The following is a 24,174-nucleotide window of genomic DNA, read 5'->3' as shown; positions in this document are numbered from 1 at the left end:
TCCGTCATCGTGCGTGCCGCGCTATCCGTGCAGTCCGCACTCGGTCTTGTTGCTGCCGGCCCAGCGGCCGGCCCTGACGTCCTCGCCCTCCAGCACGCGCCGCGTGCAGGGGGCGCAGCCGACCGAGGCGTAGCCGTCCTGGAGCAGCGGGTTGGTGAGCACGCCGTGCTCGGTGACGTAGGCGTCCACGTCGGCCTGCGTCCACTTCGCGATCGGCGAGACCTTCACCTTCTGCCGCTTGGCGTCCCAGCCGACGACCGGGGTGTTCGCCCGGGTGGGCGACTCGTCCCGGCGCAGGCCCGTCGCCCACGCGTCGTACGCCGTCAGGCCCTCTTCGAGCGGCTTGACCTTGCGCAGCGCGCAGCACAGGTCCGGGTTGCGGTCGTGCAGCTTCGGCCCGTGCTCGGCGTCCTGCTCGGCCACAGTCTGACGCGGCGTCAGGGTGATGACGTTGACGTCCATCACCTCCGCGACCGCGTCCCGGGTGCCGAGGGTCTCCGGGAAGTGGTAGCCGGTGTCCAGGAACACCACGTCCACGCCGGGGTAGGCCCGCGAGGCCAGGTGCGCGACGACCGCGTCCTCCATCGAGGAGGTGACGCAGAAGCGCGGACCGAAGGTCTCGGCGGCCCACTTGAGGATCTCCAGCGCCGAGGCGTCCTCCAGGTCGCGGCCCGCCTGCTCGGCGAGCGCCTGAAGGTCTTCGGCGCGTGCGGACTGGTGCGCGTCGGTTGCGGTGGTCACTGGGTACCTCCGTCGGTGGCGGGGGAGCCGGCGGCCCCCGGGCTCAGCAGGCCGAGGAACTTCAGCCGGAAGGCCCGGCTGCAGGACCGGCATTCCCAGGCCCCGTGGCCTTCTTCCGAAGGCCGCAGGTCCTCGTCCCCGCAGTAGGGGCAGAAGAACGGAGCGGCACGCTCACTCACTTGAGAGCACCCTCTTCGGCGCGGGCCGCCCACTGGGCGAACCGCTCGCCGTCGGTGCGCTCCGCCTCGAAGTTGCGCAGCACCCGCTCGACGTAGTCGGGGAGCTCGTCGGCGGTGACCTTCAGGCCGCGGACCTTGCGGCCGAAGCCGGCCTCCAGGGCCAGCGCGCCGCCCAGGTGCACCTGGTAGCCCTCGACCTGGTTGCCGTCGTCGTCCAGGACCAGCTGGCCCTTGAGACCGATGTCCGCGGTCTGGATACGGGCGCAGGCGTTCGGGCAGCCGTTGAGGTTGATGGTGATCGGCTCCTGGAACTCCGGCATCCGGCGCTCCAGCTCGTCGATGAGGGACGCGCCGCGGCCCTTGGTCTCGACGATGGCCAGCTTGCAGAACTCGATGCCGGTGCAGGCCATCGTGCCGCGCCGGAACGGCGAGGGCTTGACCTGGAAGTCCAGCGCCTCCAGCCCGGCGACCAGCGAGTCGACCTGGTCCTCGGTCACGTCGAGGATGATCATCTTCTGCTCGACCGTGGTGTTCAGCCGGTCCGAGCCGTGCTCGGCGGCCAGCTCGGCGAGCTTGGTGAGGGTCTTGCCGTCGACGCGGCCGACGCGCGGCGCGAAGCCCACGTAGAAGCGGCCGTCCTGCTGCTTGTGGACGCCGATGTGGTCGCGCCACTTGGAGGAGGGCGCCTCGGGCGCGGGGCCGTCGATCAGCTTCCGCTTCAGGTACTCGTCCTCCAGCACCTGCCGGAACTTCTCGATGCCCCAGTCGGCGACCAGGAACTTCAGGCGGGCGCGGTTGCGCAGCCGGCGGTAGCCGTAGTCACGGAAGATGCCGACGACACCGGCCCACACGTCCGCGACCTCGTCCAGCGGGACCCAGGCGCCCACGCGCTGCGCGAGCTTGGGGTTGGTGGACAGGCCGCCGCCGACCCAGAGGTCGAAGCCGGGGCCGTGCTCGGGGTGGTTCACGCCGACGAACGCCACGTCGTTGATCTCGTGGACCACATCCTGGACAGGGGATCCCGAGACCGCGGTCTTGAACTTGCGCGGCAGGTTGGAGAACTCCTTGCTGCCGATGTAGCGCTCGTGGATCTCGTTCACGGCCGGGGTGCCGTCGATGATCTCGTCGGCGGCGATGCCGGCCACCGGGGAGCCGATGATCACACGCGGGCAGTCGCCGCACGCCTCGGTCGTGGACAGCCCGACGGACTCCAGCTTCTCCCAGATCGCGGGCACGTCCTCGATGCGTACCCAGTGCAGCTGGATGTTCTGCCGGTCGGTGATGTCCGCGGTGCCGCGGGCGTACTGCTCGGAGACCTCGCCGATGGCGCGCAGCTGGGCGACGGTCAGCCGGCCGCCGTCCACGCGCACGCGCATCATGAAGTACTTGTCCTCCAGCTCCTCCGGCTCCAGGACCGCGGTCTTGCCGCCGTCGATGCCGGGCTGACGCTGGGTGTACAGGCCCCACCAGCGCATACGGCCGCGCAGGTCGTTGGGGTCGATGGAGTCGAAGCCGCGCTTGGAGTAGATCGTCTCAATGCGTGTCCGCACATTGAGACCGTCATCGTCCTTCTTGAACTGCTCGTTGCCGTTGAGCGGAGTGAAGTGACCAACGGCCCACTGCCCCTCGCCGCGGTGGCGTCCGGCCTTGCGGCGGGTCGTGGCGGGGCGTTCCGGAGTGGCGGCCATGGTGATACGTCCTTCTCGGCGGCTGCAGGGGATGCGGTTTCAGGCAAGGTTGCACCCACTGTGACCTGCGAAGACGTGCCGGATCGCGACGCGTGGCAGCGCGCCTTGGCATGACTTGCCGGATCAGGGGTGGTCGCACGTCCGCGACGATGGGGACGGCGGGAAAGTCGGTGGAGCTGGGTGCTGTCAGGGGTTACCGGTCAGAGTCGCCGACCCCTGTGGGTACAGCGTCAGCGCGCCTGACAGATGGCGCTGGACACGCGCGCAAGGTCGACGTGGCGCCGACTCACCAAGGCAATTCCAGCTCGAGACATGACGGAAGCGTGTCACGACGGTCTTGGACCAGTCCACCGTCGTCCAGAATGCGGACGAGTATGTCTTAAGAGGTGAGACATTGTGGCGCCGGTCACGTTCCGCTTGCCGTGACCGGCGCTCACGGCGCGGCTCAGGCGCCGGGCCAGGGGCCCGGCGCCGCCATCTCGGGTTCCTCCGTCACGGTCGTGTCGTACACCCGGAACCCGCGGCGCTGGTAGTTGGCCATCGCATACTCGCCGTCCTTGCTGCAGGTGTGCACCCACACCCGCTTCGTCGGCTCGCACTCCGGCCGCCGATCGGCCAGGTCCCAGGCGCGCGCGATGCCGTACGAGAGCAGGTGGCCGCCGATCCGCCGGCCGCGGAACGCCGGGATCAGGCCGAAGTAGACGATCTCCACCGAGGCGTCCGGCCGGGCCTGCAGCTCGATGAACCCGGCCGGCGTCCCCCGCTCGTACGCCACCCATGTCTCCGTACCGGGCTGTCCCAGGTGCTCCGCCCACTCCGCGTACGTCCACGGCAGCCGGTCCGTCCAGGTCACGTCCCCGCCCACCGCCGTGTACAGGAACCGGCTGAACTCGGGCAGCGGCGTCCCGGACAGGACGATCCGGACCTCCTGCTCGGCGGGCGGCTCGGCGGCGGGCACGAGGTCCGCCGGGGCGGTCTGCTCCAGGTACCAGGTGGTGACAGTCTCGGTCATGGCCGTCACCCAATCATGGCGCGGGCGGCCAGCACGGCCGGGGCCGTGGAGTGGGGGAGGAGGTCGGTGGGGCGGGCAGGACGGCGGAGCTCGACGTCGACCTCGTCGGCGAAGCGGTACGGGCGGTGCGAAAGAACGCAGCCGAGGGTGCGGCGCAGCCGGGAGAGTTCCGCGCGGACCGTCGCCGTGCGGCGGTCGTCCCCGAACAGGTCGCGGGCCAGCTGCGCCGAGGTGCGGCCCTCGGGGTGGACGGCGAGGGTGAAGAGCAGCTCGGCATGGCGCGGACTCAGCTCGTGCGTCCAGCTGCCGGCCGGTCCGCCGACCGTCACCGTCCAGCCGGCCCGGCCGCTGAGGTCCAGCACCACCCGGCTCGGTGCGGGCCCCGGCGGCCCCTCCTTCCCGATCCGTACCAGCCAGCCGCCCGGCAGCGGCTCCAGCGCGCAGGCGCCGTACCGCGGCAGCCACAGCGGGCCGGCCTGCGGCGACCTGGGCAGCGGGATCCGCGCGGGCGGCGCCGTGCCGGTGGCCGCGGCCGTCCAGCCGTCCCGGTCCACGGCCAGTGCCCGCCCGCCCAGCCGCGCGAGCAGCGGCGCGGCGCTCGTCCGCAGCCGGTCCAGCGCGGCCAGATGCCGGTTGCGCTCCTCGCACTCGGCGAGGCGGGCGACCGCGGAGACCAGCGAGAGAGTGGTGGGGTGGAAGGAGTGCGCCGGGCCGCTGAGGTCCACCACGCCCAGCAGCCGCCCGTCGCGCGGATCGTGCAGCGGGGCCCCGGCGCAGGTCCACTGGTGGTGGGTGCGGACGTAGTGCTCGGCGGAGTGCACCAGGACCGGGGCGCGGGTCACCAGCGCCGTACCGATGCCGTTCGTGCCGACCACGTCCTCGGTCCAGTCGGCGCCCGGTTCAAACCCGTGCCGGTCGGCCATCCGGCGCACCGGCGCCGCGCCCTCCCGCCACAGCACCCGGCCCTCGGAGTCGGTCACCACCAGGATCTGCTGCGCGGCGTCCGCGGCCGGGAGGAGATGGGAGTGCAGTACGGGCAGCAGCCGCAGCAGCTGCGAGCGGTGCCGGCGCTCCTCCAGCTCGGCCAGGGACAGCGGCCGCGCGCGGCGGTCCCGGTCGGGGTCGAGGCCGGTGCCGATGACCCGCCGCCAGGATTCCCCGATCACGGTGCGGGGGCCGTCGGGCGGCTCGTCCCCCGCGAGGGTGGCCTCCCGTACGGAAGCCAGCCGGCGGGCCGTTTCCTGGGGGTCCAGCGCCGCTGCCAGGACGGGGGTCTTGGTCCTGTCGTGGTGCCGTGTGCTCAACGTCGCTCCGCTTGTGCTGTTTTGGGGTATCGCCGCGGCCCATCGTGCCGGGGCCGGGGCCCGGCGGAGTGCGGAACCGGCAGATCCGTTGCAACGTCGTGCAACGATTGCCACTCCTGATATGAGGGGAAAGGCTGGGCGCGGGTCGGAAGCGGTGCCGAGTCGGCGCGGCACCGCTTCCGTGCCGGATGCCGCCTCCGGTGCGTGGGCCGTCGCCGCCCCGCCGGATACGGTGGCGAGGTGCAGCCAGCGAACGAACCAGCCGAGCGCCCCACGGGCCGTCTGCACAGGGCTCGCGTCCTGTACCGCCACGTATCGAAACGACGCCTCGGGTGGCTGCTGCTCAAGGACACCGTGCACTCCTGCGTGGAGTACCGCGTCACCGGTCTCGCCGCCGAAGCCGCCTTCTTCTGCCTGCTCTCGCTGCCCCCGCTGTTCCTCGGCCTCATCGGGCTGCTGGGCTATCTGGAGCCGTGGATCGGCCACGACACGATCGACACCATCCGGGCGAACATCCTCACCGCGTCCGCGACCGTGCTGTCCGACAAGGGCGTCGACGAGATCGCCCGGCCGCTGCTGGACGACATCTTCCGGGGCGGCCGCCCGGACGTCATCTCGATCGGCTTCGCCATCGCCCTGTGGTCGGGCTCGCGCGCGCTGAACGTCTTCGTCGACACGATCACGATCATGTACGGGCTGGAGGGCAAGCGCGGCATCGTCGCCACCCGCCTGCTGGCGTTCCTCCTCTACCTCGTCGCCCTCGTGCTCGGCGCGATCGCGCTGCCCCTGATGGTCGCGGGCCCGGACACCGTGGTGCATCTGCTGCCCGCCAGCGAGGACGCCGTCCGGGCGCTGTACTGGCCTGTCGTCCTGGTGCTCTCGGTCGTCTTCCTCACGACGCTGTACCACGTGTCCGTACCGGTCCGCTCGCCCTGGCAGGAGGACATCCCCGGCGCGGTGGTCGCGCTCGCGATGTGGCTGCTGGGGAGCCTGCTGCTGCGCGTCTACCTCGCCTCCACGGTCGAGGGCCCGACCATCTACGGCTCGCTCGCCGCACCCGTCGCGGTCCTCCTGTGGATCGGCGTCTCGGCCTTCGCGGTACTGGTCGGCGCGGCGGTCAACGCGGCGCTGGACCGGGTCTGGCCCTCGCTGGAGACCGCGGCGGGCCGCGCGGAGCGCGAGGAACGCCGCCGCGCGGAGGCCGAACTGCTGCGCGACGCGCGGGAGGAGGCGGAGAGCGCGGACGAACTGGACGACGGGCCGGGGCCGCAGGAGGAACCGAAGAAGGAGTGACCGTGCACAGTTCCCCGCGCCCTTCAGGGACGCGGGGAACCGCGCGAGCAACCCGCGGGGCGGCGCGGTCGGCCGACGACCGGACCACCCACGGCGCAACGTCCGTCAGATCAAATCCATCGCCGCCACCTCGTCCGGGCGGCCGTAGCTGACCGGGCCCTGGAAGCGGTGCCGGGCCGTGGCGAACCACCACACCGTGGCGATGACCAGTACCACCGCCAGCGCGATCGGCGCGTAGTTGAACGAGCCGGGCGTGATGGGGGACGCCTGCGGCAGCATGAACAGCACGTTGCTCAGCACGATCCAGACCACCGCGACCGCCGCGACGGGCTTGCCCCAGCGGCCAAGGTTCCACGGCCCCGGCTCGAAGGTGTCCAGCCGCAGCCGCAGGAAGATCGGCACGCCGTACGCGAGGAACAGCCCGACGACGTTGACGCTGACGATGGCGGTGAAGGCGGTGTGCGACCACCAGCCGGGGATCACCAGCACCAGCGAGCAGGCCGCGGCGAGCCAGACCGCCTTGACGGGCGTACGGGTCCGCGCGGAGACCGAGTGCCACCACCGCGAGCCGGGCATCGCGCCGTCCCGCGAAAAGGCAAAGATCTGGCGGGTGTTGCTCGTCATATTGGCCAGCCCGCAGAAGAGCATCGCGCCGATGACGATCAGCAGCAGGAACTTGGCGGTGCCGGTGCCGAGCGCGTCGATGAGAATCTGTACGGGCGGTGCGTCAGCGCCCGCTTCCGCTGTGTAATCACGTATCGCGTAGACCAGGGCCAGCATGAGGATCAGACCGGCGACGGCGGAGTAGCTGATCGCCCGCATGATTCCCTTCGGCGCGTTGACGGTGGCGCCCACCGTTTCTTCCGACATATGGAAACTGCCGTCGAATCCGGTGAACGTCCAGCTGGTGACGAGCAGGCCCAGCAGCGCGCCGTAAAGCCCGTTCGTGAAGCCGGTGTTGTTGGCGAAATGCGTCACGAACGAGGCCGGCTGGTGGTGTTCGGGCAGCACGGTCAGCGCCACGACGATGACCACCATCCCCACCAGCAGCCACCACACCGAGATCCGGTTCAAGATGGCGACCAGGTGCACGGTGTAGGTGTTGGCCAGCGCCTGGACCAGCAGGATCGCCGCCGTGATGAGGACCGTGCGCTGCTCGGAGACCTGGTAGGACGGCCACTGCAGCGCGAGGAACGCCTGGAGGAAGGTGGCCGCGGCGTAGCCGGTGGCGGCCGTACCGCCGACCTGCCCCACGAAATTCAGCCAGCCCGTGTACCAGGACCAGGCGCCCTTGTGCCGCTTGGCGAGCTTGCCCGCGGAGAAATACAGCGCGCCGCTCGTGGGATAGGCGGAGGTGATTTCCGCCATCGAGGCGCCGATGAAAAGCACCAGAATCGAGACCGCGATCCAGCCGAAGACCAGAATGCGCGGTCCGCCGGCGTTCATGCCGAATCCGAAGGACGAAAAAATCCCGGATATGATGTTGATGATCGTGAAGGAGATCGCGAAATTGTCGAATGCGCGGAATCTCCGGGTGAGTTTCCGGGGATAACCCATGGCGTGCAGGGTCGCGTCATCGTCCAGCGTGGGGGGCTGCTCTTCCCGCCGGCGGGCGCGCACCCGGGCGAGAAATGCGGAATCGGACACGGACGAACCTTTCCTGTGACGGTCAGTGAGGTGTCGGTCGGTGTGCTGTGGGGGGAACGGCGCGCATCCCGTACCGGGACGGTGTCATCCCGTGTCGGGGGCGTGCGGGACGGGGAGCCCGCACCGCCGCCGGGCCCTGCTCAGCTGCTCGGCCGGGTCGCCGAACGCGCTCCAGGGCATCCGCGAGGCGTACGGGCCCATGGCCGCGAAGACCGCCCGCGCCTCGAACTCGTGACGCGCCATGCACAGCGCGTGCGCCAGGTACGCCAGGTCCAGCACGGGCGTGAAGCGGTAGCCGGCCACCTCCGGCAGCCACTGCTGGTAGACCCGCAGCGCGGTCTGCCGCCACTGCGGCTGCTCCCACGTGCGGTCGGCGAGCGGCGCGCGCGGGTCGTACTCCTCGACCGCGACCACCAGCGGCAGCAGCCGCAGCGCCGAGGCGGCAGGGGCGCGCTGCGCGAGGAAGGCGGCGACGTCCCAGGCCGCGCCCGCCGACCCGCCGTGCCGCGCGAAGAAGCACGCCAGGAACCGGTGATGGGCCTCGCGGTGCCACGGGTCCAGCCGCAGGATGTGCGAGAACAGCGACCAGGGGCCGGGCGGCGCGGTGATCAGGCCCTCCGGTGCCGGGTCGAGGTGGCGCTGGAAGCGGGCCAGCGAGAGCCTGGCGGCCCAGGGCGTCGGGTCCTGCGGCGCGAGCTCAGCAGCCCGGTCGCAGGCGGCCAGCGCGATCCGGCTGAGCGCGGTGGCGTGCCGGTCGTGTGCTTCGGCGGCGCGGGTGGCGCGCAGCGCCGCGACCCGCGCCCACAGCAGCGCGGCCTCGGTCCCCGGCTCCTCGGCGAGCCAGCGCTCGGTCAGGTCGGAATCGGCCGCCTCGGAGGCCAGTACGAGAGAACGGTGCGCCCGTACGCCGAAATCGTCGCGGCTCTCCCGCAGGATCTCCCGGGCGCTGAAGTAGCGCCCCGCCCGCACATCGACACAGGCGCTCGCCAGCCGCCGGTCATCGGCCGCCGGATGCCATACGTACTGCCCTTCGAACAGGCCAGCGGCCATACTGCGTGCCGTTCCTTCCCCCGTAATCGGCGATGCGCATTCGGCCGGAAATCCCTCCGGGGCTCCGGCTGACGCCACACCTTACTCAGGTGCCACACGGATCGAAAGCAGGCACTCGAGCAACTAATTTCCGACGGCCGATTGTCGGGCGGTTTCCGGCGATTCTCGACAGGCTTCTCCAGGCGTTGACAGCCGTCGATAGCTGTCGACAGATTTTCAGTCGGCCGAGCGGGATGCCGGGTTGCGACGGGGTGTGATGCGGGCGTTGGGGAGCGTGGGGGCGGGCAGGCGCTGCGGTGTGCCTTCGTAGCCTTCGACCCGGCCGAAGCGGTCGGACTCGTGCTGCCAGTCCTCGCGGAAGCGGACGATCTCGTCGTGGCTGCGCCCGACGAAGTTCCACCACATGACGATCTCCTCGCCGAACGGTTCGCCGCCGAGCAGGACGAGCCGGGCGGGCGCACTGCCGTCGTTGGCCAGGGTGAGGTGCGGGCGGCCGGGCGGCAGGTAGCCGAGTTCGCCGTTCTGCAGGGCCGTTCCCTCGGCCGTGACGGTACCGGTGTCGACCAGTACGCCGTGCTCGAAGGAGCCCTCGACGTCCAGCGTCACGCGGGCCCCGGCCGGCAGGGTGATCTCCGCACCCAGCAACGGCGTGAAGACCCGGACAGGAGAGGACTGGCCGCACAGGTCGCCGAGGAAGACCCGCACCGTCGCTTCCCCGTGTGCGACGGGGGTCGGGACGTAGTGCTGGAAGTCGCGGGGCGCGTCGCGGTGCGCCTCGGGCAGCGCGACCCACAGCTGCACTCCGTGCAGGACGGTGGTCCGCGGGGTCGACACCTCCGAGTGGCAGATGCCGTGCCCGCCCGTCATCAGGTTCAGCTCGCCGGGCCGCACCATCGCGTGCGTGCCCAGGCTGTCACGGTGTTCGATCTCGCCGGTGAACAGCCAGCTCACGGTCCCCAGGCCGGTGTGCGGGTGCGGCGCGACGTCCATGCCTCCGGTGCGGGCGACGTCATCGGGGCCGTAGTGGTCCGCGAAGCACCAGGCGCCGATCAGTGAGCGGGCGCGTTGCGGGAGGGTCCGGCGCACGGTCATGGCGCGCGGGCCGCCGAGCGGTACGTCCCGGGGCGTGAGGATCTCGACTCCCGCGGGCCGGGAGCCGGTCGCTGTCTGCTGGGCGGCGCACCGCAGCTCGGCGGGGCGGGTCTCGGCGTTGCTCATCGGTGTCACTCGCTCTCTGCCCGTGGGTCGGCTTCCCAGCGGCTTCCCCGCAATTTAGTTTTATCATCAACTACCGCTCCGCGCGTACCGGAGCGCGCCTACGCGGTATTTGCAGCCGGGCAATAAATGCGAACGCTGGCAATTTCGTTCATGTCTACCCTGGACCTCAGTCTCACCCGTACGGAGGTTCCAGGCCCCATGACCGCCAAAGACCCGGCACTCACCGCCCTCGCGCAGGGCTGGTGCGCGCTCTCGCTGCTGCACGGGAAGATCGAGGCGCACATCGAGCGTGCCCTGCAGGCCGGTCATGGGCTGAGCGTGCGCGAGTACTCGCTGCTGGACGTGCTCAGCCGGCAGCACGACGGCGAGGGCGGCCACTTGCAGATGCGGCAGGTCGCCGACGCCGTCGTCCTCAGCCAGAGCGCCACCACGCGCCTGGTCACCCGCCTGGAGGACCGTGCGCTCCTCGAGCGCTACCTGTGCCCCACCGACCGCCGCGGCATCTACACCAACGTCACCGAAGCGGGCCTGAAACTGCTGGCAGAAGCCCGGCCGACCAACGACGCCGCCCTGCGCGAAGCGCTCGAAGAGGCGCGCACGCGGCCGGAGTTGGCGCCGCTGGTGAAGGTCGTGGAATCGGGCACGGTGCCGACCGTCTGAGGCCCGGGACCGTCAGCTTGCCGCCACGGCCGGTGCGTCCTCGGTGTGCCGGCCGCCGGTCTCGTTGAGGTCGCGGTCCCGGTGGTCGGGGGCGAAGGCGATCGCCGCCATCGCGATGAGCGTCGTCACGATCACGAGGGCGATCACCATCCACAGGCTGCCGTCGGCCCACATCACCATCGCGCCGGCCAGCGCCGGGGTGAAGCTCGCGAGCAGGATCGAGGCCATCTGGTACCCGATCGAGATACCGGAGTACCGCACCGCCGTGGGGAACATCTCGCAGTACAGGGCGGGCAGGGGCGCGTACACCATGGCGTGGCCGAGGGCGAGGAAGAGGACCACCCCGGCCACGATCGCCCACAGGTGTCCGGTGTGGACCAGCGCGAAGATGGGCCAGGTCGTGACCACGATCAGCGCGCCGCCGATGAGGAAGGTCCGTACGCGACCGATGCGGTCGGACAGTGCGCCGAAGACGGGGATCATCACGATGTTCACCGCCGCACCGATCATCGACGCCGTCAGGCCGTAGTTCTTCGGGACGTTCAGCGTGGTGGTGACGTAGGACAGGATGAAGGTCGTGAACAGGTAGTAGTTCCCGGCCTCGGCGAAGCGGCCGAAGACGGTGATGAGCAGGGCCTTGCGATGGTCCCGGAAGAGGATCGCCGCGGGTGCCTTGCGGCGTTCGAGCTCGGCGTCCATCTTGGCCTTCTCGGCGAGGAACGCCGGGCTCTCGGTGGCGCGCAGCCGGATGAAGAAGCCGACGCCGGCGAGGACGACGCTGAGCAGGAACGGCAGCCGCCAGCCCCACTCGTCGAAGGCGTCGCCGGAGACCCACGACGAGAACGACACCGCGGCCGTGCCCAGCAGCAGACCGGCGGAGACGCCGATCTGCGGCCAGGCGCCGAAGTAACCGCGCCGCTCGCGCGGTGCGTTCTCCACCGCGACGATCGCCGCCCCGCCCCACTCGCCGCCCACCGCGAAGCCCTGCGCGAGGCGCAGCACGCACAGCAGCAGCGGCGCCGCCACCCCGATCTGCTGGTACGTCGGCACCAGGCCGATCGCCGCGGTGGCCACCGTCATGACCGAGAACGTGAGGATCAGCGTGGACTTGCGCCCGATCCGGTCCCCGAGGTGCCCGGCGACGAACGCGCCGACCGGGCGGGCCAGGAAGCCCACGCCGAACGTGGCGAGCGAGACGATCTGGCCGATGCCGGGGGAGAGGTTCGGGAAGAACAGGTTCCCGAAGACCAGCGCGGCGGCGACTCCGTAGATCGTGTACTCGTACCACTCGACGATCGCGCCGATGGTGCCGGACTGCAGTGATCGACGGCGGATCTGCTCCGGCGTCGGGGTGGCGGCGGTGGGCATGTGATCTCCGTTGATCGGGGGCGGCGGGGCGGCCGGAGTGGTGGGGGTGGTGGTGTCAGGCGCGGTCGGTGCCGGCGTAGTGGTCGGTCCACTCCAGCGGGATACCGGCGTACTTGGCGGCCCGGACATCGCCCGAGCGGGCGTGGCCCTCGAACAGCTCGACGCGGGCAGCCCGCCCGCACAGCACACCGAGGTCGGCGGACGACTTCGGTTCGCGCACCTCCTGGTAGGTCACGGTGCGCAGGTACATGCCGACCCACAGCCCGCCGGTGTAGCGGGCCGCGCCGCGGGTCGGCAGCACGTGGTTGGTGCCGATCACCTTGTCGCCGTACGAGACGCAGGTGCCCTCGCCGAGGAACAGGGCGCCGTAGGCCTGCATCTTCTCCAGCGCCTCGCGCGGGTTCTCGGTGAGGATCTGGACGTGCTCGAAGGCGAAGCCGTCGGCGACGCGGTACGCCTCGTCGAGGTCGTCCGCGAGGATGACCTGGCCGTGGTCCCGCCATGCCTGGCCTGCGATGTCGCCGGTCTGCAGGCCCGGGAGGATCTCCTCGATGTGCCGCTGCGCCTCCTCGGCCACGCGCTCGCTGGTGGTCACCAGCACGGCGGGGGAGTCCGGGCCGTGCTCGGCCTGCGAGAGGAGGTCGACGGCGACGACGAACGGGTCGGCGGCGTCGTCGGCCACGATCAGGATCTCCGTGGGGCCCGCGAACAGGTCGATGCCGACCTCGCCGAACAGCTGACGCTTGGCCTCGGCCACGTAGGCGTTGCCAGGCCCGGCCAGCATGTCCACCGGCGCGATCGTCTCGGTGCCGACGCTCATCGCGGCGATCGCCTGGACGCCGCCGAGGATGTAGATCTCGTCCGCGCCGGCGAAGTGCATCGCGGCGACGGTCGCGGCGGGGATCTCGCCGCGGATCGGCGGGGTGCAGGCGACCACGCGGGGCACCCCGGCGGCCTTGGCGGTCACGATCGTCATGTGCGCGGAGGCCGTCAGCGGGTAGCGGCCGCCGGGGATGTACGCGCCGACGGACTGGACCGGCACGTGGCGGTGGCCGAGGAACACGCCCGGCGCGGTCTCGATCTCGATCTCCGACATCGACTCCCGCTGCGCCTCGGCGAAGCGGCGGACGTTGGCCTGGACCGTCTTGATGTCCTCGATGACCTGGGGGTCGAGCGTGCCGATGATCTCGGCGAGCTGCTCGTCGCCGAGGCGGAAGGACTCCGGCTCCCAGCGGTCGAAGCGCGCGGAGAGCTCGCGGACTGCCGCGTCGCCCCGGCCGCGTACGTCGGCGATCAGCTCACGGACGGCCTGCCCGACGGAGTCGTTGCCGGACGGCGCGGCGGACGAGGTGGTGGCGGCCTTGAGGGTGCGGGACACGCCCAGCTCCTTTGCTCGGATGGATACGTATCCATTGGATACGTATCCACAGCATGGAAGGCGCGTCGCGGATCAGTCAAGAGGTGTTTTCGAGGAAGGTTCAGACGCGTGCGGTCGTGGAGCGCCCGATGAACTCCACCGGCAGGACCTCGTGCCGGTGCGGCAGGTCCGGGTTCTCCAGCCGGTCCAGCAGCAGTTCCACGCCGACCTGCGCGATCCGCTCCAGCGGCTGGCGCACCGTCGTCAGGTCGATGCGTTCCCACGCCGACAGCGGTACGTCGTCACAGCCCACCACGCTCAGCTCGCGCGGCACCGAAACGCCCGCCGCCGCGGCCGCGTTGAGCGCCGCGTACGCCATGACGTCGTTGTGGCAGAACAGCGCGGTGGGCGGCTCGGCACCGGCGAGGAGAGTACGCACCGCGTCATAGGCGGTGGCGTAGTCGTAACCCCCGTCGATCTCCGTCAGGCTGACGTCCGCGTCGGCCGCGACCCGTGCACGGAACGCGTGGCCGCGCTGCTGCGCCGTGCTCGCCCCGGCCAGGCCGCACACCATCGCGATCCGGCGGTGTCCCAGGTCCAGCAGGTGCTCGGCGGCCAGCCGCCCGGCCGTGTCGTTGTCCGCCTCCACCTGGTCGGCCGGGAAGCCTTCGAGGGTGCGGTGGCACAGCACGACGGGGATGTCGTGGCCGAGCATGCGCTGGGCCAGCGGATCGTCCTGCACCGCCGAGGTGAACACGACGCCGTCCACGCCCTCGCGGCGCAGCAGCGCCAGGCCCTCCTCGGCGGTCATCACGTCCGTGACCAGCGAGAGGCGCAGGCCCTGCTCGTGCAGCACGCGCTCCATCGCCTTGACCATCACCGGGTAGAACGGGTTCGTCAGATCCCGGATGACCACCCCGATGAGCCCCGAGCGCGCGCCCACCAGGCTCCGCGCGGCCTGGCTGGGCTGGAAGTCGTACTTGGCGACCACCTCGAGCACCCGCCGCCGGGTCTCGGGGGCCGCGCTCCCGCCGTTGAGGACCCGGGAGACCGTCGACTGCGCCACCCCCGCCTCGCGCGCGATCTGCACGCTCGTGACAGTGGGCCGCCGCGCCATGGGTCCTTACCTCCGGGTGGTGTCGGAGCAAGGATACGGATCAGCGCCGGATCTCCGCTCCAGGGGCCCGCCGCCCCTACCGCCGGCGGTGCCCCCGGAGAGCGTGCGTCACTGCTGGCCGGCGAACCGGGCCGGCTGGAGGGGCGGGAGTCCGGTGCGGCCGAGCAGGCGTCCCGGGCGGAAGTCCGCGAGGACGTCCTCGGGGCTGCCGGTGAGCAGTTCCCGCGCGGCGAGCTTGCCGAGGAGGGGGCCGAGGGTGATGCCGCTGTGGGTGGCGAGCGTGTAGACGCGCGCGGTGTCGCCGAGGAAGCCCGCGACCGTGAGGCCGTCGGCGGGCAGCGCGCGCTGGCCGACGCGCAGGGATTCCAGCCGGGCTCCTTCGGTACCGGCGAGGAGGTCGGTGAGGCGGCGGATGAGGTCGGCGGCGTGGTGGCCGTCCACGGCGGGCGGGGCGGCCGGGTCGGCGTCCGCGTCCAGGTCCAGGCCCTGCACGATCAGGCGGCCCGCGCCGTCCGGGCGGACGTTGAGCCGCGGAGTGGTCAGCACGCGGTCCAGCCGTGCCGGGAGCGGGTTGGTGTAGCCGAGCAGCCCCACCGTGGCGGTGCCCGCGGCGTCGGGGTCGGCCACCGGGACGCGGTGGCCGGCCGCCGCGGTGAGTGCCTCGGTCCAGCGGCCGGCGGCGATCACGACCGCGTCGGCGTCGGCGCTGCCGTCGGACAGCTCGATGCGTACCCCGCCGGCGGTCTCCGCAATGCCCACCACCCTTGCCGGGCAGCGGAGTTGGGCGCCCAGGTCCCGGGCTTCGCCCCACAGCCGGGACACGAGCAGGGCGGGGAAGACATGGCCCTCGTCGGGGTAGTGGGCGATGTGCTCGACGGGGGCCGCAAGGCGCAGGTCGGGCACGAGTTCGCGGGCCTGTTGCCGGGTGATCCAGCGGACGGGGTAGTCGCGGTCGAGGAGTTCGGCGACCGAGGCGGCCAGCCGTTCCGTCCCCGCCGCGTCCTCGGCCCACTCCAGGTTCCCGTTGCGGACGAACCAGGCCGGGGCCGCTCCGGAGTGCTGGGCGAGAGCGGCGTGCTCGGCCATGCCGGCCACGTTGAGGTCGTGGTACGAACGCGGGTTCTTGTTGTGCGAGTTGGTCCAGGCGAACGACGTGCCGGAGGTGCCGGCCAGGGGGGCGTGCCGCTCGAAGACGGTGACCTCGGCGCCCCTCAGGGCCAGGGAGCGGGCGACGGCGGCGCCCAGTACGCCGAGTCCGATGACGGCGATCTTCATGCCTTGCTCGCAATCTCGTGCGGGACGGTGGGGGCGTGCTTCTTGGCGGTTGCCGCGGTCAGCAGGAGGAGGACGACGGCCGACGCCGCGATGCCGTACACCGCGTACGGCACGGTGGTGTCGAGCAGTTGGGCGCCGCCGCAGCCGAGGAGCCCGGCGGCCATGCTGCCGATGGCCACGACGGGCTTGAGCTGTCGGCGGCGATGCAGCAGGTAGCCGAGGAAGACCGGCGCGGCGAGCGCGGCCGCCGAGTACGCATAGGAGGCGACCAGCCAGGTCAGGGCGGTCGGGAACGCGATCGCCAGCAGCGCCGCGACCGCCGCCACGACGACGGTGATCAGCCGCGAGAGGGCGACGGTCCGGCGTTCGCCCGCCTCCTGCCCCGCGATGGTCTGGCAGACGTCGCGCGTCAGCGTGGCCACGGTGGACTGCAGGGCGGCGCCGCTGGTGGCCACGATCGTCGCCACCAGGAACGCGGCGAAGACGACGAGCATCCAGGACGGGAGCTGGGTGAGCAGCCACCCCGCGGCGTCCTCCTGGTTGGCCAGGTCCGGGTTCATCGAGCGCACCGCGAGGCCGATGCAGCCCGCGTAGACGCCGCTGATGAGCATCGCCAGTCCGGACAGCGCCAGGCCGCGGCGTGCGTCGGAGACCTTCTTGGTGGCGAACACGCGTTGGTAGTAGAGCTGGTTGGTGAGGGTTCCGGGGATGATCGCGGCGGCCCAGAGCCAGATCTGCTGCCATCCCACCGCGGTGAAGCCTTCGGGCCTCCACAGCTGCTCCGGCACGGTCACGGTGATGCGGTGCCAGCCGCCGGCCAGGTGGATGCCGTAGAACGCCACGGCGAGCGCCATCACGATCTTGAAGAGGCCGAACACGAAGTCGGCCCAGGCCACCGAGGTCAGCCCGCCGGGCAGGACGAAGGTCAGCGAGGCGAGCGCGATCACCGCGACGAGCACGGGTGCCGAGACCCCGGTCAGCTGCCCGAAGAGCTTGGCGAAGGCGACGAACTGGGTGGCGATCCAGCCGAACGGGACCGCGAGCGCGGCCAGCGCGGCGATGGCGGTGACCAGCTTGCTCTGCCCGAACAGCCGGGTGACGACGTCGGGGATCGTGGTGAAGCTCTGCTCGCGCAGCCACCGCGCGATCAGCGTCAGCAGGAGGAAGCCGGCCAGCACGCAGCCCTCGTAGACGAACACCGACCAGCCCGACTGATAGCCGATCCCGACGTGCGCGATGAGTACGCCGCCCCCTGCGGCGGCGGCGAACTGGGTGATGACGACGACGAACAACGGGAGCGACTCGTTGGCGGAGAGCCAGTCCCGGGATGTCGTGGCGCGGCGCCCGAAGTAGACGGACATCGCCGCGCCCCAGCCGATCACCAGCAAACTGGCGATACCGATACCGATGAGCTGTCCGGGCGAACCTGTGTGCATGAGGAGCCTCCGGTAGTCAGACGCAGGGCGTGCTCCGGGTGGACGGGACCGGTCCGAGCCGTCAGCGCAGCGGGTCGTACGGCGTCAGGTCGAGCTCCGGGTCGGCCCGGCGGGCCAGTCGCGCCGCGATCGCCCCCGCGTAGGGGCCGATCGTCAGGCCGGACGCTCCCAGGCCGTTGGCCACGATCAGGCCGGTGACGTGCGGGACCCGGCCGAGCAGGGGGCGGATGTCGGGGCCCACCGGGCGGAAGCCGATGCGGGTCTCCACGTGGGTGGCACCGGCCAGTCCGGGGGCCACGGACAGCGCTTCGTTGAGTACCTCCGCCATGCCTGCCGCGGTCACGCGGTGGTCGAAGCCCGCGTCGTCCTCGCGGGTCGCGCCGACCACGACCCGCGAGTCGTCGAAGGCCAGGAGGTAGTGCCGGGACTGCGGCAGTACGACCGGCCAGTCGGCCGTGGTGACGCCCGGCAGCCGCAGGTGCATGATCTGGCCGCGCTGCGGTGCGATCCGCACCTGGACGCCGATCGGTTCGAGCAGCTGTGGCGACCAGGCACCGGCCGCTGCGATGACGGCGTCGGCGGCGACGTACTCGTCGTCGATCCGGACTCCGCGGACCGCGCTGTCGGCGACGATCGCGGCCGTGCCGTTGAGGAGGCGCGCGCCGTGCCGGACCGCGGCGCGCCGCATCGCGTCGCGGACCGCGCGGCCGTCCAGGCGTGCCGCTCCGGGGATGTGGATCGCCGGGCCGTCGTGGCCGAGGGGCGGGAAGAGCTCGCGGGCCCGGCGCGCGCTGATCAGCTCCACCTTGCCGGCCATCGGGGACGCCTCGGCGCGCTCGGCCACGCGCCGCAGCGCCTCCTCGGCTTCGGCTTCGGAGACCAGTCGCAGGGAGCCGACCCGCCGGTGGCCGAGCTCGGTCTCCCCGTCGGCCGCCAGCGCCGCCAGCAGCTCCGGGTAGTGCTCCGCCCCGGCGACCGCGATCCGGTACCAGTCCGGGTCGTCGACCTGGGACGACCACGGGCAGATGATGCCCGCTCCGGCCGACGTCGCGCGGCCCGGGTTCATGGAGTCCACCAGGACGACGGCCACCCCGGCCCGCGCCAGTTCGTAAGCGGCTGCCGCGCCCGCGATGCCGCTGCCGATGACCACCACTCGCATCGTTCGTTCCTCCTTCTGCCTCGATTTCTGGTTCGACCGGCCTTTTCTCACCGCACACCGCCCATGCGCCGCTGCACCCACGGCGATATCAGGTGCATGACAACCCCGGCTGCCATCACCGCCGCACCGACCCCGGCGAAGTAGGCGACCTCGGTCTGCGGGCGGTAGAGCTGTACGAGCTGGGCGTTGATGCCTCCGGCCGCTGCGGAGGCCAGGAACCACAGGCTCATCATCTGGGCCAGGAAGGCCCGCGGCGCGAGCTTGGTGGTGGCCGAGAGCCCCACCGGCGACAGGCACATCGACCCGCAGATCACCACGAAGTAACTCGCGACGAGCCACCACGGACCGGCGAGCGCGTCCACGCCGTGCAGCAGGCCGGGCCCGGCCATCAGCACGAACGAGGCACCGCCGAGCAGCAGTCCGGTGCCGAACTTCCGCGGCGTGGTGGGCTGCCGGTCCCCGAGTCTGATCCACAGCCAGGCGAACGTCGGGGCCAGGAGGAGCGTGGCGATCGGGTTGAGCGACTGGAACCACGAGGACGGCACCGCGAGCCCGAAGAGCTCCAGGTCGGTTCGGGTGTCGGCGAACTGCGCGAGGACCGAGCCGGATTGCTCGTTGACGACCCAGTAGCACACCGCGCCGATGAACAGCGGGATGTAGGCGATCAGCCGGGAGCGCTCCACGGCATCGGTGTGCGGGCTGCGCAGCATCATGATCACGTACGCCGCGGGCAGCAGCACCGCGAGCACCGACACGGCGTTGATCAGCGTCCGGACGGTCAGGGTCCCGGTGACGCCGAGGGATACGAGCACCAGAGCCAGCACCGCGGTACCGACGACTGCGCGCAGCGCCGCCGGGCGCCGCTCACTCGCGCGGAGCGGATGCGTCGGCGCATCCCCGGACCGGCCCAGCCGCGCCCGCCCCCGGACGTACACCACCAGCCCCGCGGCCATGCCGACCGCCGCGAGACCGAAGCCGAGGTGGTAGTCGACCTGCTGCCCGAGGGTGCCCACCAGGTACGGCGCGATGAAGGCGCCCAGGTTGATGCCCATGTAGAAGAGGGAGAACCCGGCGTCGCGGCGGTTGTCGGCCGACGAGTACAACTCCCCGACCAGACTGGACACGTTCGGCTTCAGGAGGCCGGTGCCGGCCACGATCAGCAGCATCGACACCAGCAGCGCGGGCAGCCCGCCGGGCACCGCCAGCGCCAGGTGACCGCACATGATCAGTACGCCGCCCAGCAGGACCGCGCGGCGCATGCCCAGCAACCGGTCGGCCAGCCAGCCGCCGAGGATGCCGGACATGAACACCAGGGCGCCGTAGACCGACACCAGCGCCGACGCGGTCGGCTTGTCCAGCCCGAGCCCGCCGTCGGAGGTCCGGTCGTAGAGGTAGTACAGCAGGATCGCGGACATCCCGTAGTACGAGAACCGCTCCCACATCTCCAGGAAGAACAACGTGGCCAGGCCGCGGGGATGGCCGAAGAAGCCTCGGTCGCCCGGGGGCGCCTGCGGCGGTTCGCTCAGGGGTGCCTTCGTCGGTTCGCTCATGGCCGCCTCTCGGTGAAACGCGTGCACCGGCAGGGTCTCTGGGGGGTGGCGGGTACCGGCAGGAGGTGGAGCGAGGTCAGCTGATCGTGCTGTCGGGGCGCCGCAGCAGGGGGCGGTCGACCGTCCAGAGCACCTCCGCGCTGTCGGTGCCGCGGTTGTGAATGGCGTGCGGAATCCGGGACTTGAAGTGGATCGAGTCGCCCGCGGTGAGCACCGCGGTCTCGTCCGGCAGCAGGAACGTCAGCTCACCGCGCAGCACGTAGCAGAACTCCTCGCCGTCGTGCTGCGTGACGGGGGAGGGCTCGGCGGTCGGGCGCACCGTGGTGACCAGCGCTTCGATGCGCTGGTCCGGCAGGTCGGCGGTCAGCACGCGGTGTTCACGCTCGCCCACCGCCACCCGCATGGCGTGCGGGTCGTCGTGCCGGGCGATCGCGTACTCGTGCCGGCTCCGGCGGCCGGCCGCTCCCAGCAGCTCGACCGCGTCCACTTCCAGTGCGCCCGCGAGCGCGAAGAGCGAGGTCAGCGAGATCGAGTTGATGCCGCGCTCGGCCAGCGAGAGGAAGCCCGCCGAGAGTCCGCAGCGCTCCGCCAGGTCCCGCAGCGTCATACCGCGCTCGGTGCGGATCCGCTTGATCTCCGCGCCCACTTGCTGGGTCGGGTCATCGGCGGCATCGGCGGCCGGTTCATCGGGACGAGCGCTGTCGACCACGGTTCCCTGCCCTTCCGTCGGCTACCGAAATTTAGCCACGCCAAACAGAATACGTCAATACTAAACGGATACTCAACACAGCGCCCCGTAACCCGCTCCGGCACAGCTGGGTGCTGTGCCGGAGCGGGTTACGGGGCGACGGATGGGTCAGGCGCCGGCCGGGAGCGGCGCAGCCGGGTCGAGCAGGCCGGTCTCCCGCAGGTCGTGCCAGAAGGCGGCGGGGATCTCCTCGCGCAGGGCGCCGAGGTCCTCGGCGATACGGGAGGGGCGGGAGGCGCCGGGGATCGCCGCGGCGGTGACCGGGTGGGCCAGCGCGAACTGCAGCGCGGCGGCCTTGACGGACACGCCGTGCCGCTCGGCCAGCTCCCGGATGCGCCGGACGGCCTGAAGGATGTGCTCCGGGGCCTCCTGGTACTCGAAGTGGGTACCGCCGGCCAGCACGCCGGAGCTGTACGGGCCGCCGACGACCATGTCGACGCCCTGCTCCTGGGCCGCGGGCAGCAGCCGCTGCAGCGCCTGGCCGTGGTCCAGCAGGGTGTAGCGGCCGGCCAGGAGGAACCCGTCGGGGCGCGGCTCGTCCAGGGCGAGGGTGAGCTCGATGGGCTCGACCCGGTTGACGCCCAGGCCCCAAGCCTTGATCACGCCCTGGTCGCGCAGGTCGTCCAGGACCCGGAAGGCGCCGGTGCGGGCGGTCTCGAACTGGGCGAGCCAGCGGTCGCCGTGGAAGTCCTGGGCGACGTCGTGCACCCAGACCATGTCCAGCCGGTCGGTGTTCAGCCGCTTGAGGCTGTCCTCGATGGAGCGCTTGGTGGCGTCGGCGCTGTAGTCGTCCGTCACCTTGTTGGGACGGCCGTGCTCGAACAGGCCGCCCTTCTCGCCCAGATCGCGGGTGGCGGGGTCCGCCACCTCGTCGTGGATGATCCGGCCGACCTTGGTGGACAGGACGAAGGAGTCCCGCGGGTGCTGGGACAGCAGCGCGCCGAGCCGCATCTCGGCCAGGCCCGCGCCGTAGATCGGGGCGGTGTCGTAGTACCGGATGCCCTGGTCCCAGGCGGCCTGCAGGGTGGCCTGCGCCTCGTCCTCGGGGATGGCGCGGAACATGTTGCCCATGGGGGCGGTGCCGAAGCCCAGCGAACCGGGCAGCAGGTGGGTGAGGCTCATCAGAAGTTCCTTGTCGTGCGGGGGGGCGTGCGGGGTGGGGACGCCGGGGCCGGTGGCGGGACCGGGCGCCGGCCTCAGGGCAGGATCGAGTCGACGTAGCCGCCGTCCACGCGCACGGCGCCGCCGGTGGTGGCGGAGGCGAGCGGCGAGGCGAGGTAGACGACCAGGTTGGCGATCTCCTCGGGCTCGATGAGGCGCTGCAGCAGCGACTGCGGGCGGTACTTGACCATGAACTCGTGCTGCGCCTCGTCCCAGGGCAGCTCGTCGCCGACGAGCTCGCGGACGAATCCCTCGACGCCGCCGGTGTGGGTCGGCCCGGCGAGGACGGAGTTGACGGTGACGCCGGTGCCGGCGGCGTCCTTGGCGAACCCGCGGCCCACGGCGAGCAGCGAGGTCTTCGTCATGCCGTAGTGGATCATTTCCGCGGGGATGACCACGGCCGAGTCGCTGGCGATGTTGAGGACGCGGCCCCAGCCCCGCTCCTTCATGCCGGGCAGGTAGGCGCGGATGAGCCGGACCGCGGAGAGGACGTTGACCTCGAAGTAGCGGCGCCACTCGGCGTCGTCGATCTCCAGCGGATCGGCGGAGCCGAAGATGCCGAGGTTGTTGACGAGGATGTCGACCGCGGGCACGGCCTCCAGTACGGCGGCGGCGCCCTCCTCCGTCGCCAGGTCGCCCGCGGCGCCGGTCACGTCGTCGCTGCCGGAGTCGGCACGTACGGTACGGATGGCCTCCGCGACGCGCTCCTCGCCGCGGCCGTTGACGACGACGCGCGCTCCCGCGCGGGCGAGGCCGGTGGCGATGGCGAGGCCGATGCCCTGGGTGGAGCCGGTGACCAGAGCGGTGCGGCCGGTGAGATCGATCTGCATGGGGGTTCCTCTCGTCGAGGCTGCGGGGCGTTCGGGGCCGGTCAGTTGAGCGTGTCGGGGTCCGGGCCGGTGCGCAGCCCGCGGTCCAGGCCCTTTATGGCGGCCAGGTCGGCGTCGGTGAGCTCGAAGCCGAAGACGTCGAGGTTCTGCCGGATGCGGGCGGGGGTGACGGACTTGGGGATCACGACGTTGCCGGTCTGCAGGTGCCAGCGCAGGACGACCTGCGCCGGGGTGACGCCGTGCGCCTCGGCGATCCGCACGATCGCCTCGTCCCCGAGGACCGCGCCCTGGGCCAGCGGGCTCCATGCCTCGGTGGCGATGCCGTGCTCGGTGTGGAAGGCGCGCAGCTCGGCCTGCTGGAGGCCGGGGTGCAGCTCCACCTGGTTGACCGCCGGGGTGACGCCGGTCTCCTCCATGAGCCGCCGCAGGTGCGGGACCTGGAAGTTCGAGACGCCGATGGCACGGGCCCGCCCGTCGGCGAGGATCTTCTCCAGCGCCTTGTAGGTCTCCACGTACAGGTCACGGGCCGGGGTGGGCCAGTGGATGAGGTAGAGGTCGACGTGGTCGAGGCCGAGCCTGTCCAGGGAGGCGTCGAACGCGGCCAGGGCCCGGTCGTAACCCTGGTCCTCGTTCCACAGCTTGGTCGTGACGAACAGCTCCTCGCGGCGGAGGCCGGAGGCGGCGATGGCCTTGCCGACGCCGCGCTCGTTGCCGTAGATCGCGGCGGTGTCGATGCTGCGGTAGCCGGCCTCCAGGGCGCTGCTGACGGCGGCGGTGGTCTCCTCGTCGGGGACCTGGAAGACGCCGAAGCCCAGCTGCGGCATGGTCACGCCGTTGTTGAGCGGCACGTTCGGTACGGAAGTCATCAGAGGGCCTTTCTACGGTGCTGCTTGGTGGGTCAGAGAGCCTGGAGGGCGGCCTGCGCGAAGCCGTGGTCCTGCTCGGGGGCGCCGCCGCCGAGGCCGAGGGCGCCGATGAGCCGGCCGTCGCGGTGGACCGGCACGCCGCCGGCGATGAACAGCAGGGGCTTGTCCAGCGCGGTGGGCAGGGAGTGGAAGGGGCCGTCCGGCTTGACCAGGTCGACCAGGTCGGCCGTCGGCGCGTTCAGCTGGAGTGCGGTGTACGCCTTGGCCGTGCTGGTTTCGCCGGAGATGAGGACGGCGCGCTCGTCGCGGCGGAAGGCCAGCAGGTTCCCGCCGGCGTCGAGGACGGTGATGCTGACGGGGACGCCCGCCTCGTCGGCGGCGCGGCGAGCCGCGGCGATGAGGGTCTCGGCGTCGGTGGCGGTCAGCGGGGTCACGGTGATGGTGCTCATGGGAACTTTCCTTGTGCGAGTGGGTGGGGAGGTGTGGTCGGTGTGTCGGTCAGGAGGGCGTGTCGG

Annotated in this window: 23 protein-coding genes; 2 read left to right on the top strand and 21 right to left on the bottom strand. The window is 71.5% G+C overall.

What is annotated here, in order from left to right; all coding sequences use genetic code 11:
• Window positions 1-21: 21 nt before the first annotated feature.
• The 6 genes from ACIGXO_RS06320 to ACIGXO_RS06295 all read right to left on the bottom strand — a co-directional run bounded on the left by ACIGXO_RS06320 (window position 22) and on the right by ACIGXO_RS06295 (window position 4,924).
• Window positions 22-741: a phosphoadenylyl-sulfate reductase gene (locus ACIGXO_RS06320; RefSeq protein WP_399781067.1), complete on the bottom strand. Its 720-nt coding sequence runs from the start codon at window positions 739-741 to the stop codon at window positions 22-24.
• Entirely contained in the window at window positions 738-920 is a 183-nt protein-coding gene (locus ACIGXO_RS06315; protein ID WP_399781064.1) for a hypothetical protein, read from the bottom strand. Before ACIGXO_RS06315 ends, ACIGXO_RS06320 begins: the two co-directional genes overlap by 4 nt.
• Window positions 917-2,608: a nitrite/sulfite reductase gene (locus ACIGXO_RS06310; protein WP_399781061.1), complete on the bottom strand. Its 1,692-nt coding sequence runs from the start codon at window positions 2,606-2,608 to the stop codon at window positions 917-919. The genes ACIGXO_RS06315 and ACIGXO_RS06310 overlap by 4 nt, the downstream gene beginning before the upstream one ends.
• Window positions 2,609-2,838: 230 nt before the next feature.
• Window positions 2,839-2,922 carry a putative leader peptide gene (locus tag ACIGXO_RS06305; RefSeq protein ID WP_351598321.1) on the bottom strand — a complete coding sequence of 28 codons (84 nt, stop codon included), beginning with the start codon at window positions 2,920-2,922 and terminating at the stop codon, window positions 2,839-2,841.
• Between the two features lie 131 nt (window positions 2,923-3,053).
• The gene (locus ACIGXO_RS06300) at window positions 3,054-3,620 is read right to left on the bottom strand and encodes a GNAT family N-acetyltransferase (RefSeq protein WP_399781058.1); all 567 of its coding nucleotides are present in this window, start codon (window positions 3,618-3,620) and stop codon (window positions 3,054-3,056) included.
• A 5-nt stretch (window positions 3,621-3,625) separates the two neighbouring features.
• Window positions 3,626-4,924, bottom strand: a complete 1,299-nt coding sequence (locus tag ACIGXO_RS06295) for a GAF domain-containing protein (protein WP_399781055.1) — start codon at window positions 4,922-4,924, stop codon at window positions 3,626-3,628.
• Window positions 4,925-5,164: 240 nt separating this feature from the next.
• Between ACIGXO_RS06295 and ACIGXO_RS06290 the strand changes: the two genes are divergently transcribed.
• Window positions 5,165-6,217: a YihY/virulence factor BrkB family protein gene (locus ACIGXO_RS06290; RefSeq protein WP_399781053.1), complete on the top strand. Its 1,053-nt coding sequence runs from the start codon at window positions 5,165-5,167 to the stop codon at window positions 6,215-6,217.
• Window positions 6,218-6,322: 105 nt separating this feature from the next.
• On the opposite strand, the gene ACIGXO_RS06285 is transcribed toward ACIGXO_RS06290, so the two are convergent.
• From ACIGXO_RS06285 to ACIGXO_RS06275, 3 genes are all read right to left on the bottom strand, one after another.
• The gene (locus tag ACIGXO_RS06285; protein WP_399781953.1) at window positions 6,323-7,774 is read right to left on the bottom strand and encodes an amino acid permease; all 1,452 of its coding nucleotides are present in this window, start codon (window positions 7,772-7,774) and stop codon (window positions 6,323-6,325) included.
• Window positions 7,775-7,948: 174 nt separating this feature from the next.
• Entirely contained in the window at window positions 7,949-8,914 is a 966-nt protein-coding gene (locus ACIGXO_RS06280; RefSeq protein ID WP_399781050.1) for a hypothetical protein, read from the bottom strand.
• Between the two features lie 216 nt (window positions 8,915-9,130).
• Complete coding sequence (locus ACIGXO_RS06275) at window positions 9,131-10,132, bottom strand: pirin family protein (protein ID WP_399781047.1); 1,002 nt, start codon at window positions 10,130-10,132, stop codon at window positions 9,131-9,133.
• A 198-nt stretch (window positions 10,133-10,330) separates the two neighbouring features.
• On the opposite strand from ACIGXO_RS06275, the gene ACIGXO_RS06270 reads away from it, so the two are divergent.
• On the top strand, window positions 10,331-10,792 hold the full coding sequence (locus tag ACIGXO_RS06270) for a MarR family winged helix-turn-helix transcriptional regulator (RefSeq protein WP_399781044.1): 462 nt from the start codon (window positions 10,331-10,333) through the stop codon (window positions 10,790-10,792).
• A gap of 12 nt (window positions 10,793-10,804) precedes the next feature.
• On the opposite strand, the gene ACIGXO_RS06265 is transcribed toward ACIGXO_RS06270, so the two are convergent.
• From ACIGXO_RS06265 to ACIGXO_RS06210, 12 genes are all read right to left on the bottom strand, one after another.
• Window positions 10,805-12,160, bottom strand: a complete 1,356-nt coding sequence (locus ACIGXO_RS06265; RefSeq protein ID WP_399781041.1) for an MFS transporter — start codon at window positions 12,158-12,160, stop codon at window positions 10,805-10,807.
• A gap of 55 nt (window positions 12,161-12,215) precedes the next feature.
• Window positions 12,216-13,538 carry a histidinol dehydrogenase gene (gene hisD, locus ACIGXO_RS06260; RefSeq protein ID WP_399781038.1) on the bottom strand — a complete coding sequence of 441 codons (1,323 nt, stop codon included), beginning with the start codon at window positions 13,536-13,538 and terminating at the stop codon, window positions 12,216-12,218.
• A 100-nt stretch (window positions 13,539-13,638) separates the two neighbouring features.
• Window positions 13,639-14,607 carry a LacI family DNA-binding transcriptional regulator gene (locus ACIGXO_RS06255; RefSeq protein WP_399781035.1) on the bottom strand — a complete coding sequence of 323 codons (969 nt, stop codon included), beginning with the start codon at window positions 14,605-14,607 and terminating at the stop codon, window positions 13,639-13,641.
• Window positions 14,608-14,742: 135 nt separating this feature from the next.
• Window positions 14,743-15,909: an NAD(P)/FAD-dependent oxidoreductase gene (locus ACIGXO_RS06250; protein ID WP_399781033.1), complete on the bottom strand. Its 1,167-nt coding sequence runs from the start codon at window positions 15,907-15,909 to the stop codon at window positions 14,743-14,745.
• Window positions 15,906-17,345 carry a sodium:solute symporter family protein gene (locus ACIGXO_RS06245; RefSeq protein WP_399781030.1) on the bottom strand — a complete coding sequence of 480 codons (1,440 nt, stop codon included), beginning with the start codon at window positions 17,343-17,345 and terminating at the stop codon, window positions 15,906-15,908. The genes ACIGXO_RS06250 and ACIGXO_RS06245 overlap by 4 nt, the downstream gene beginning before the upstream one ends.
• A 61-nt stretch (window positions 17,346-17,406) precedes the next feature.
• Window positions 17,407-18,504 carry an NAD(P)/FAD-dependent oxidoreductase gene (locus tag ACIGXO_RS06240; RefSeq protein WP_399781027.1) on the bottom strand — a complete coding sequence of 366 codons (1,098 nt, stop codon included), beginning with the start codon at window positions 18,502-18,504 and terminating at the stop codon, window positions 17,407-17,409.
• A 47-nt stretch (window positions 18,505-18,551) separates the two neighbouring features.
• A complete protein-coding gene (locus ACIGXO_RS06235; RefSeq protein ID WP_399781024.1) occupies window positions 18,552-20,054 on the bottom strand; it encodes a peptide MFS transporter in 1,503 nt (500 codons plus the stop codon).
• Between the two features lie 76 nt (window positions 20,055-20,130).
• Window positions 20,131-20,763 (bottom strand): helix-turn-helix domain-containing protein, encoded by a 633-nt coding sequence (locus ACIGXO_RS06230; RefSeq protein WP_399781021.1) that lies wholly within the window; start codon window positions 20,761-20,763, stop codon window positions 20,131-20,133.
• Between the two features lie 147 nt (window positions 20,764-20,910).
• Window positions 20,911-21,924: an aldo/keto reductase gene (locus ACIGXO_RS06225; protein WP_399781018.1), complete on the bottom strand. Its 1,014-nt coding sequence runs from the start codon at window positions 21,922-21,924 to the stop codon at window positions 20,911-20,913.
• Between the two features lie 74 nt (window positions 21,925-21,998).
• Window positions 21,999-22,793, bottom strand: a complete 795-nt coding sequence (locus ACIGXO_RS06220; RefSeq protein WP_399781014.1) for an SDR family NAD(P)-dependent oxidoreductase — start codon at window positions 22,791-22,793, stop codon at window positions 21,999-22,001.
• A gap of 41 nt (window positions 22,794-22,834) precedes the next feature.
• On the bottom strand, window positions 22,835-23,659 hold the full coding sequence (locus tag ACIGXO_RS06215) for an aldo/keto reductase (protein WP_399781011.1): 825 nt from the start codon (window positions 23,657-23,659) through the stop codon (window positions 22,835-22,837).
• 32 nt (window positions 23,660-23,691) lie between these two features.
• Entirely contained in the window at window positions 23,692-24,108 is a 417-nt protein-coding gene (locus tag ACIGXO_RS06210) for a heme-binding protein (RefSeq protein ID WP_399781008.1), read from the bottom strand.
• Window positions 24,109-24,174: the final 66 nt, after the last annotated feature.

It is taken from the genome of Streptomyces sp. NPDC053542 (assembly GCF_044544685.1).
Taxonomy (GTDB): Bacteria; Actinomycetota; Actinomycetes; order Streptomycetales; family Streptomycetaceae; genus Streptomyces.
This window is presented reverse-complemented; position numbering and strand designations above follow the sequence as displayed.

Coding starts and splice junctions, on each gene's coding strand:
- ACIGXO_RS06300 (WP_399781058.1), bottom strand. CDS start 3,620: ATGACCGAGACTGTCACCACCTGGTACCTGGAGCAGACCGCCCCGGCG.
- ACIGXO_RS06270 (WP_399781044.1), top strand. CDS start 10,331: ATGACCGCCAAAGACCCGGCACTCACCGCCCTCGCGCAGGGCTGGTGC.
- ACIGXO_RS06225 (WP_399781018.1), bottom strand. CDS start 21,924: ATGAGCCTCACCCACCTGCTGCCCGGTTCGCTGGGCTTCGGCACCGCC.
- ACIGXO_RS06280 (WP_399781050.1), bottom strand. CDS start 8,914: ATGGCCGCTGGCCTGTTCGAAGGGCAGTACGTATGGCATCCGGCGGCC.
- ACIGXO_RS06305 (WP_351598321.1), bottom strand. CDS start 2,922: ATGTCTCGAGCTGGAATTGCCTTGGTGAGTCGGCGCCACGTCGACCTT.
- ACIGXO_RS06250 (WP_399781033.1), bottom strand. CDS start 15,909: ATGAAGATCGCCGTCATCGGACTCGGCGTACTGGGCGCCGCCGTCGCC.
- ACIGXO_RS06275 (WP_399781047.1), bottom strand. CDS start 10,132: ATGAGCAACGCCGAGACCCGCCCCGCCGAGCTGCGGTGCGCCGCCCAG.
- ACIGXO_RS06310 (WP_399781061.1), bottom strand. CDS start 2,608: ATGGCCGCCACTCCGGAACGCCCCGCCACGACCCGCCGCAAGGCCGGA.
- ACIGXO_RS06265 (WP_399781041.1), bottom strand. CDS start 12,160: ATGCCCACCGCCGCCACCCCGACGCCGGAGCAGATCCGCCGTCGATCA.
- ACIGXO_RS06235 (WP_399781024.1), bottom strand. CDS start 20,054: ATGAGCGAACCGACGAAGGCACCCCTGAGCGAACCGCCGCAGGCGCCC.
- ACIGXO_RS06215 (WP_399781011.1), bottom strand. CDS start 23,659: ATGACTTCCGTACCGAACGTGCCGCTCAACAACGGCGTGACCATGCCG.
- ACIGXO_RS06220 (WP_399781014.1), bottom strand. CDS start 22,793: ATGCAGATCGATCTCACCGGCCGCACCGCTCTGGTCACCGGCTCCACC.
- ACIGXO_RS06240 (WP_399781027.1), bottom strand. CDS start 18,504: ATGCGAGTGGTGGTCATCGGCAGCGGCATCGCGGGCGCGGCAGCCGCT.
- ACIGXO_RS06285 (WP_399781953.1), bottom strand. CDS start 7,774: ATGGGTTATCCCCGGAAACTCACCCGGAGATTCCGCGCATTCGACAAT.
- ACIGXO_RS06210 (WP_399781008.1), bottom strand. CDS start 24,108: ATGAGCACCATCACCGTGACCCCGCTGACCGCCACCGACGCCGAGACC.
- ACIGXO_RS06245 (WP_399781030.1), bottom strand. CDS start 17,345: ATGCACACAGGTTCGCCCGGACAGCTCATCGGTATCGGTATCGCCAGT.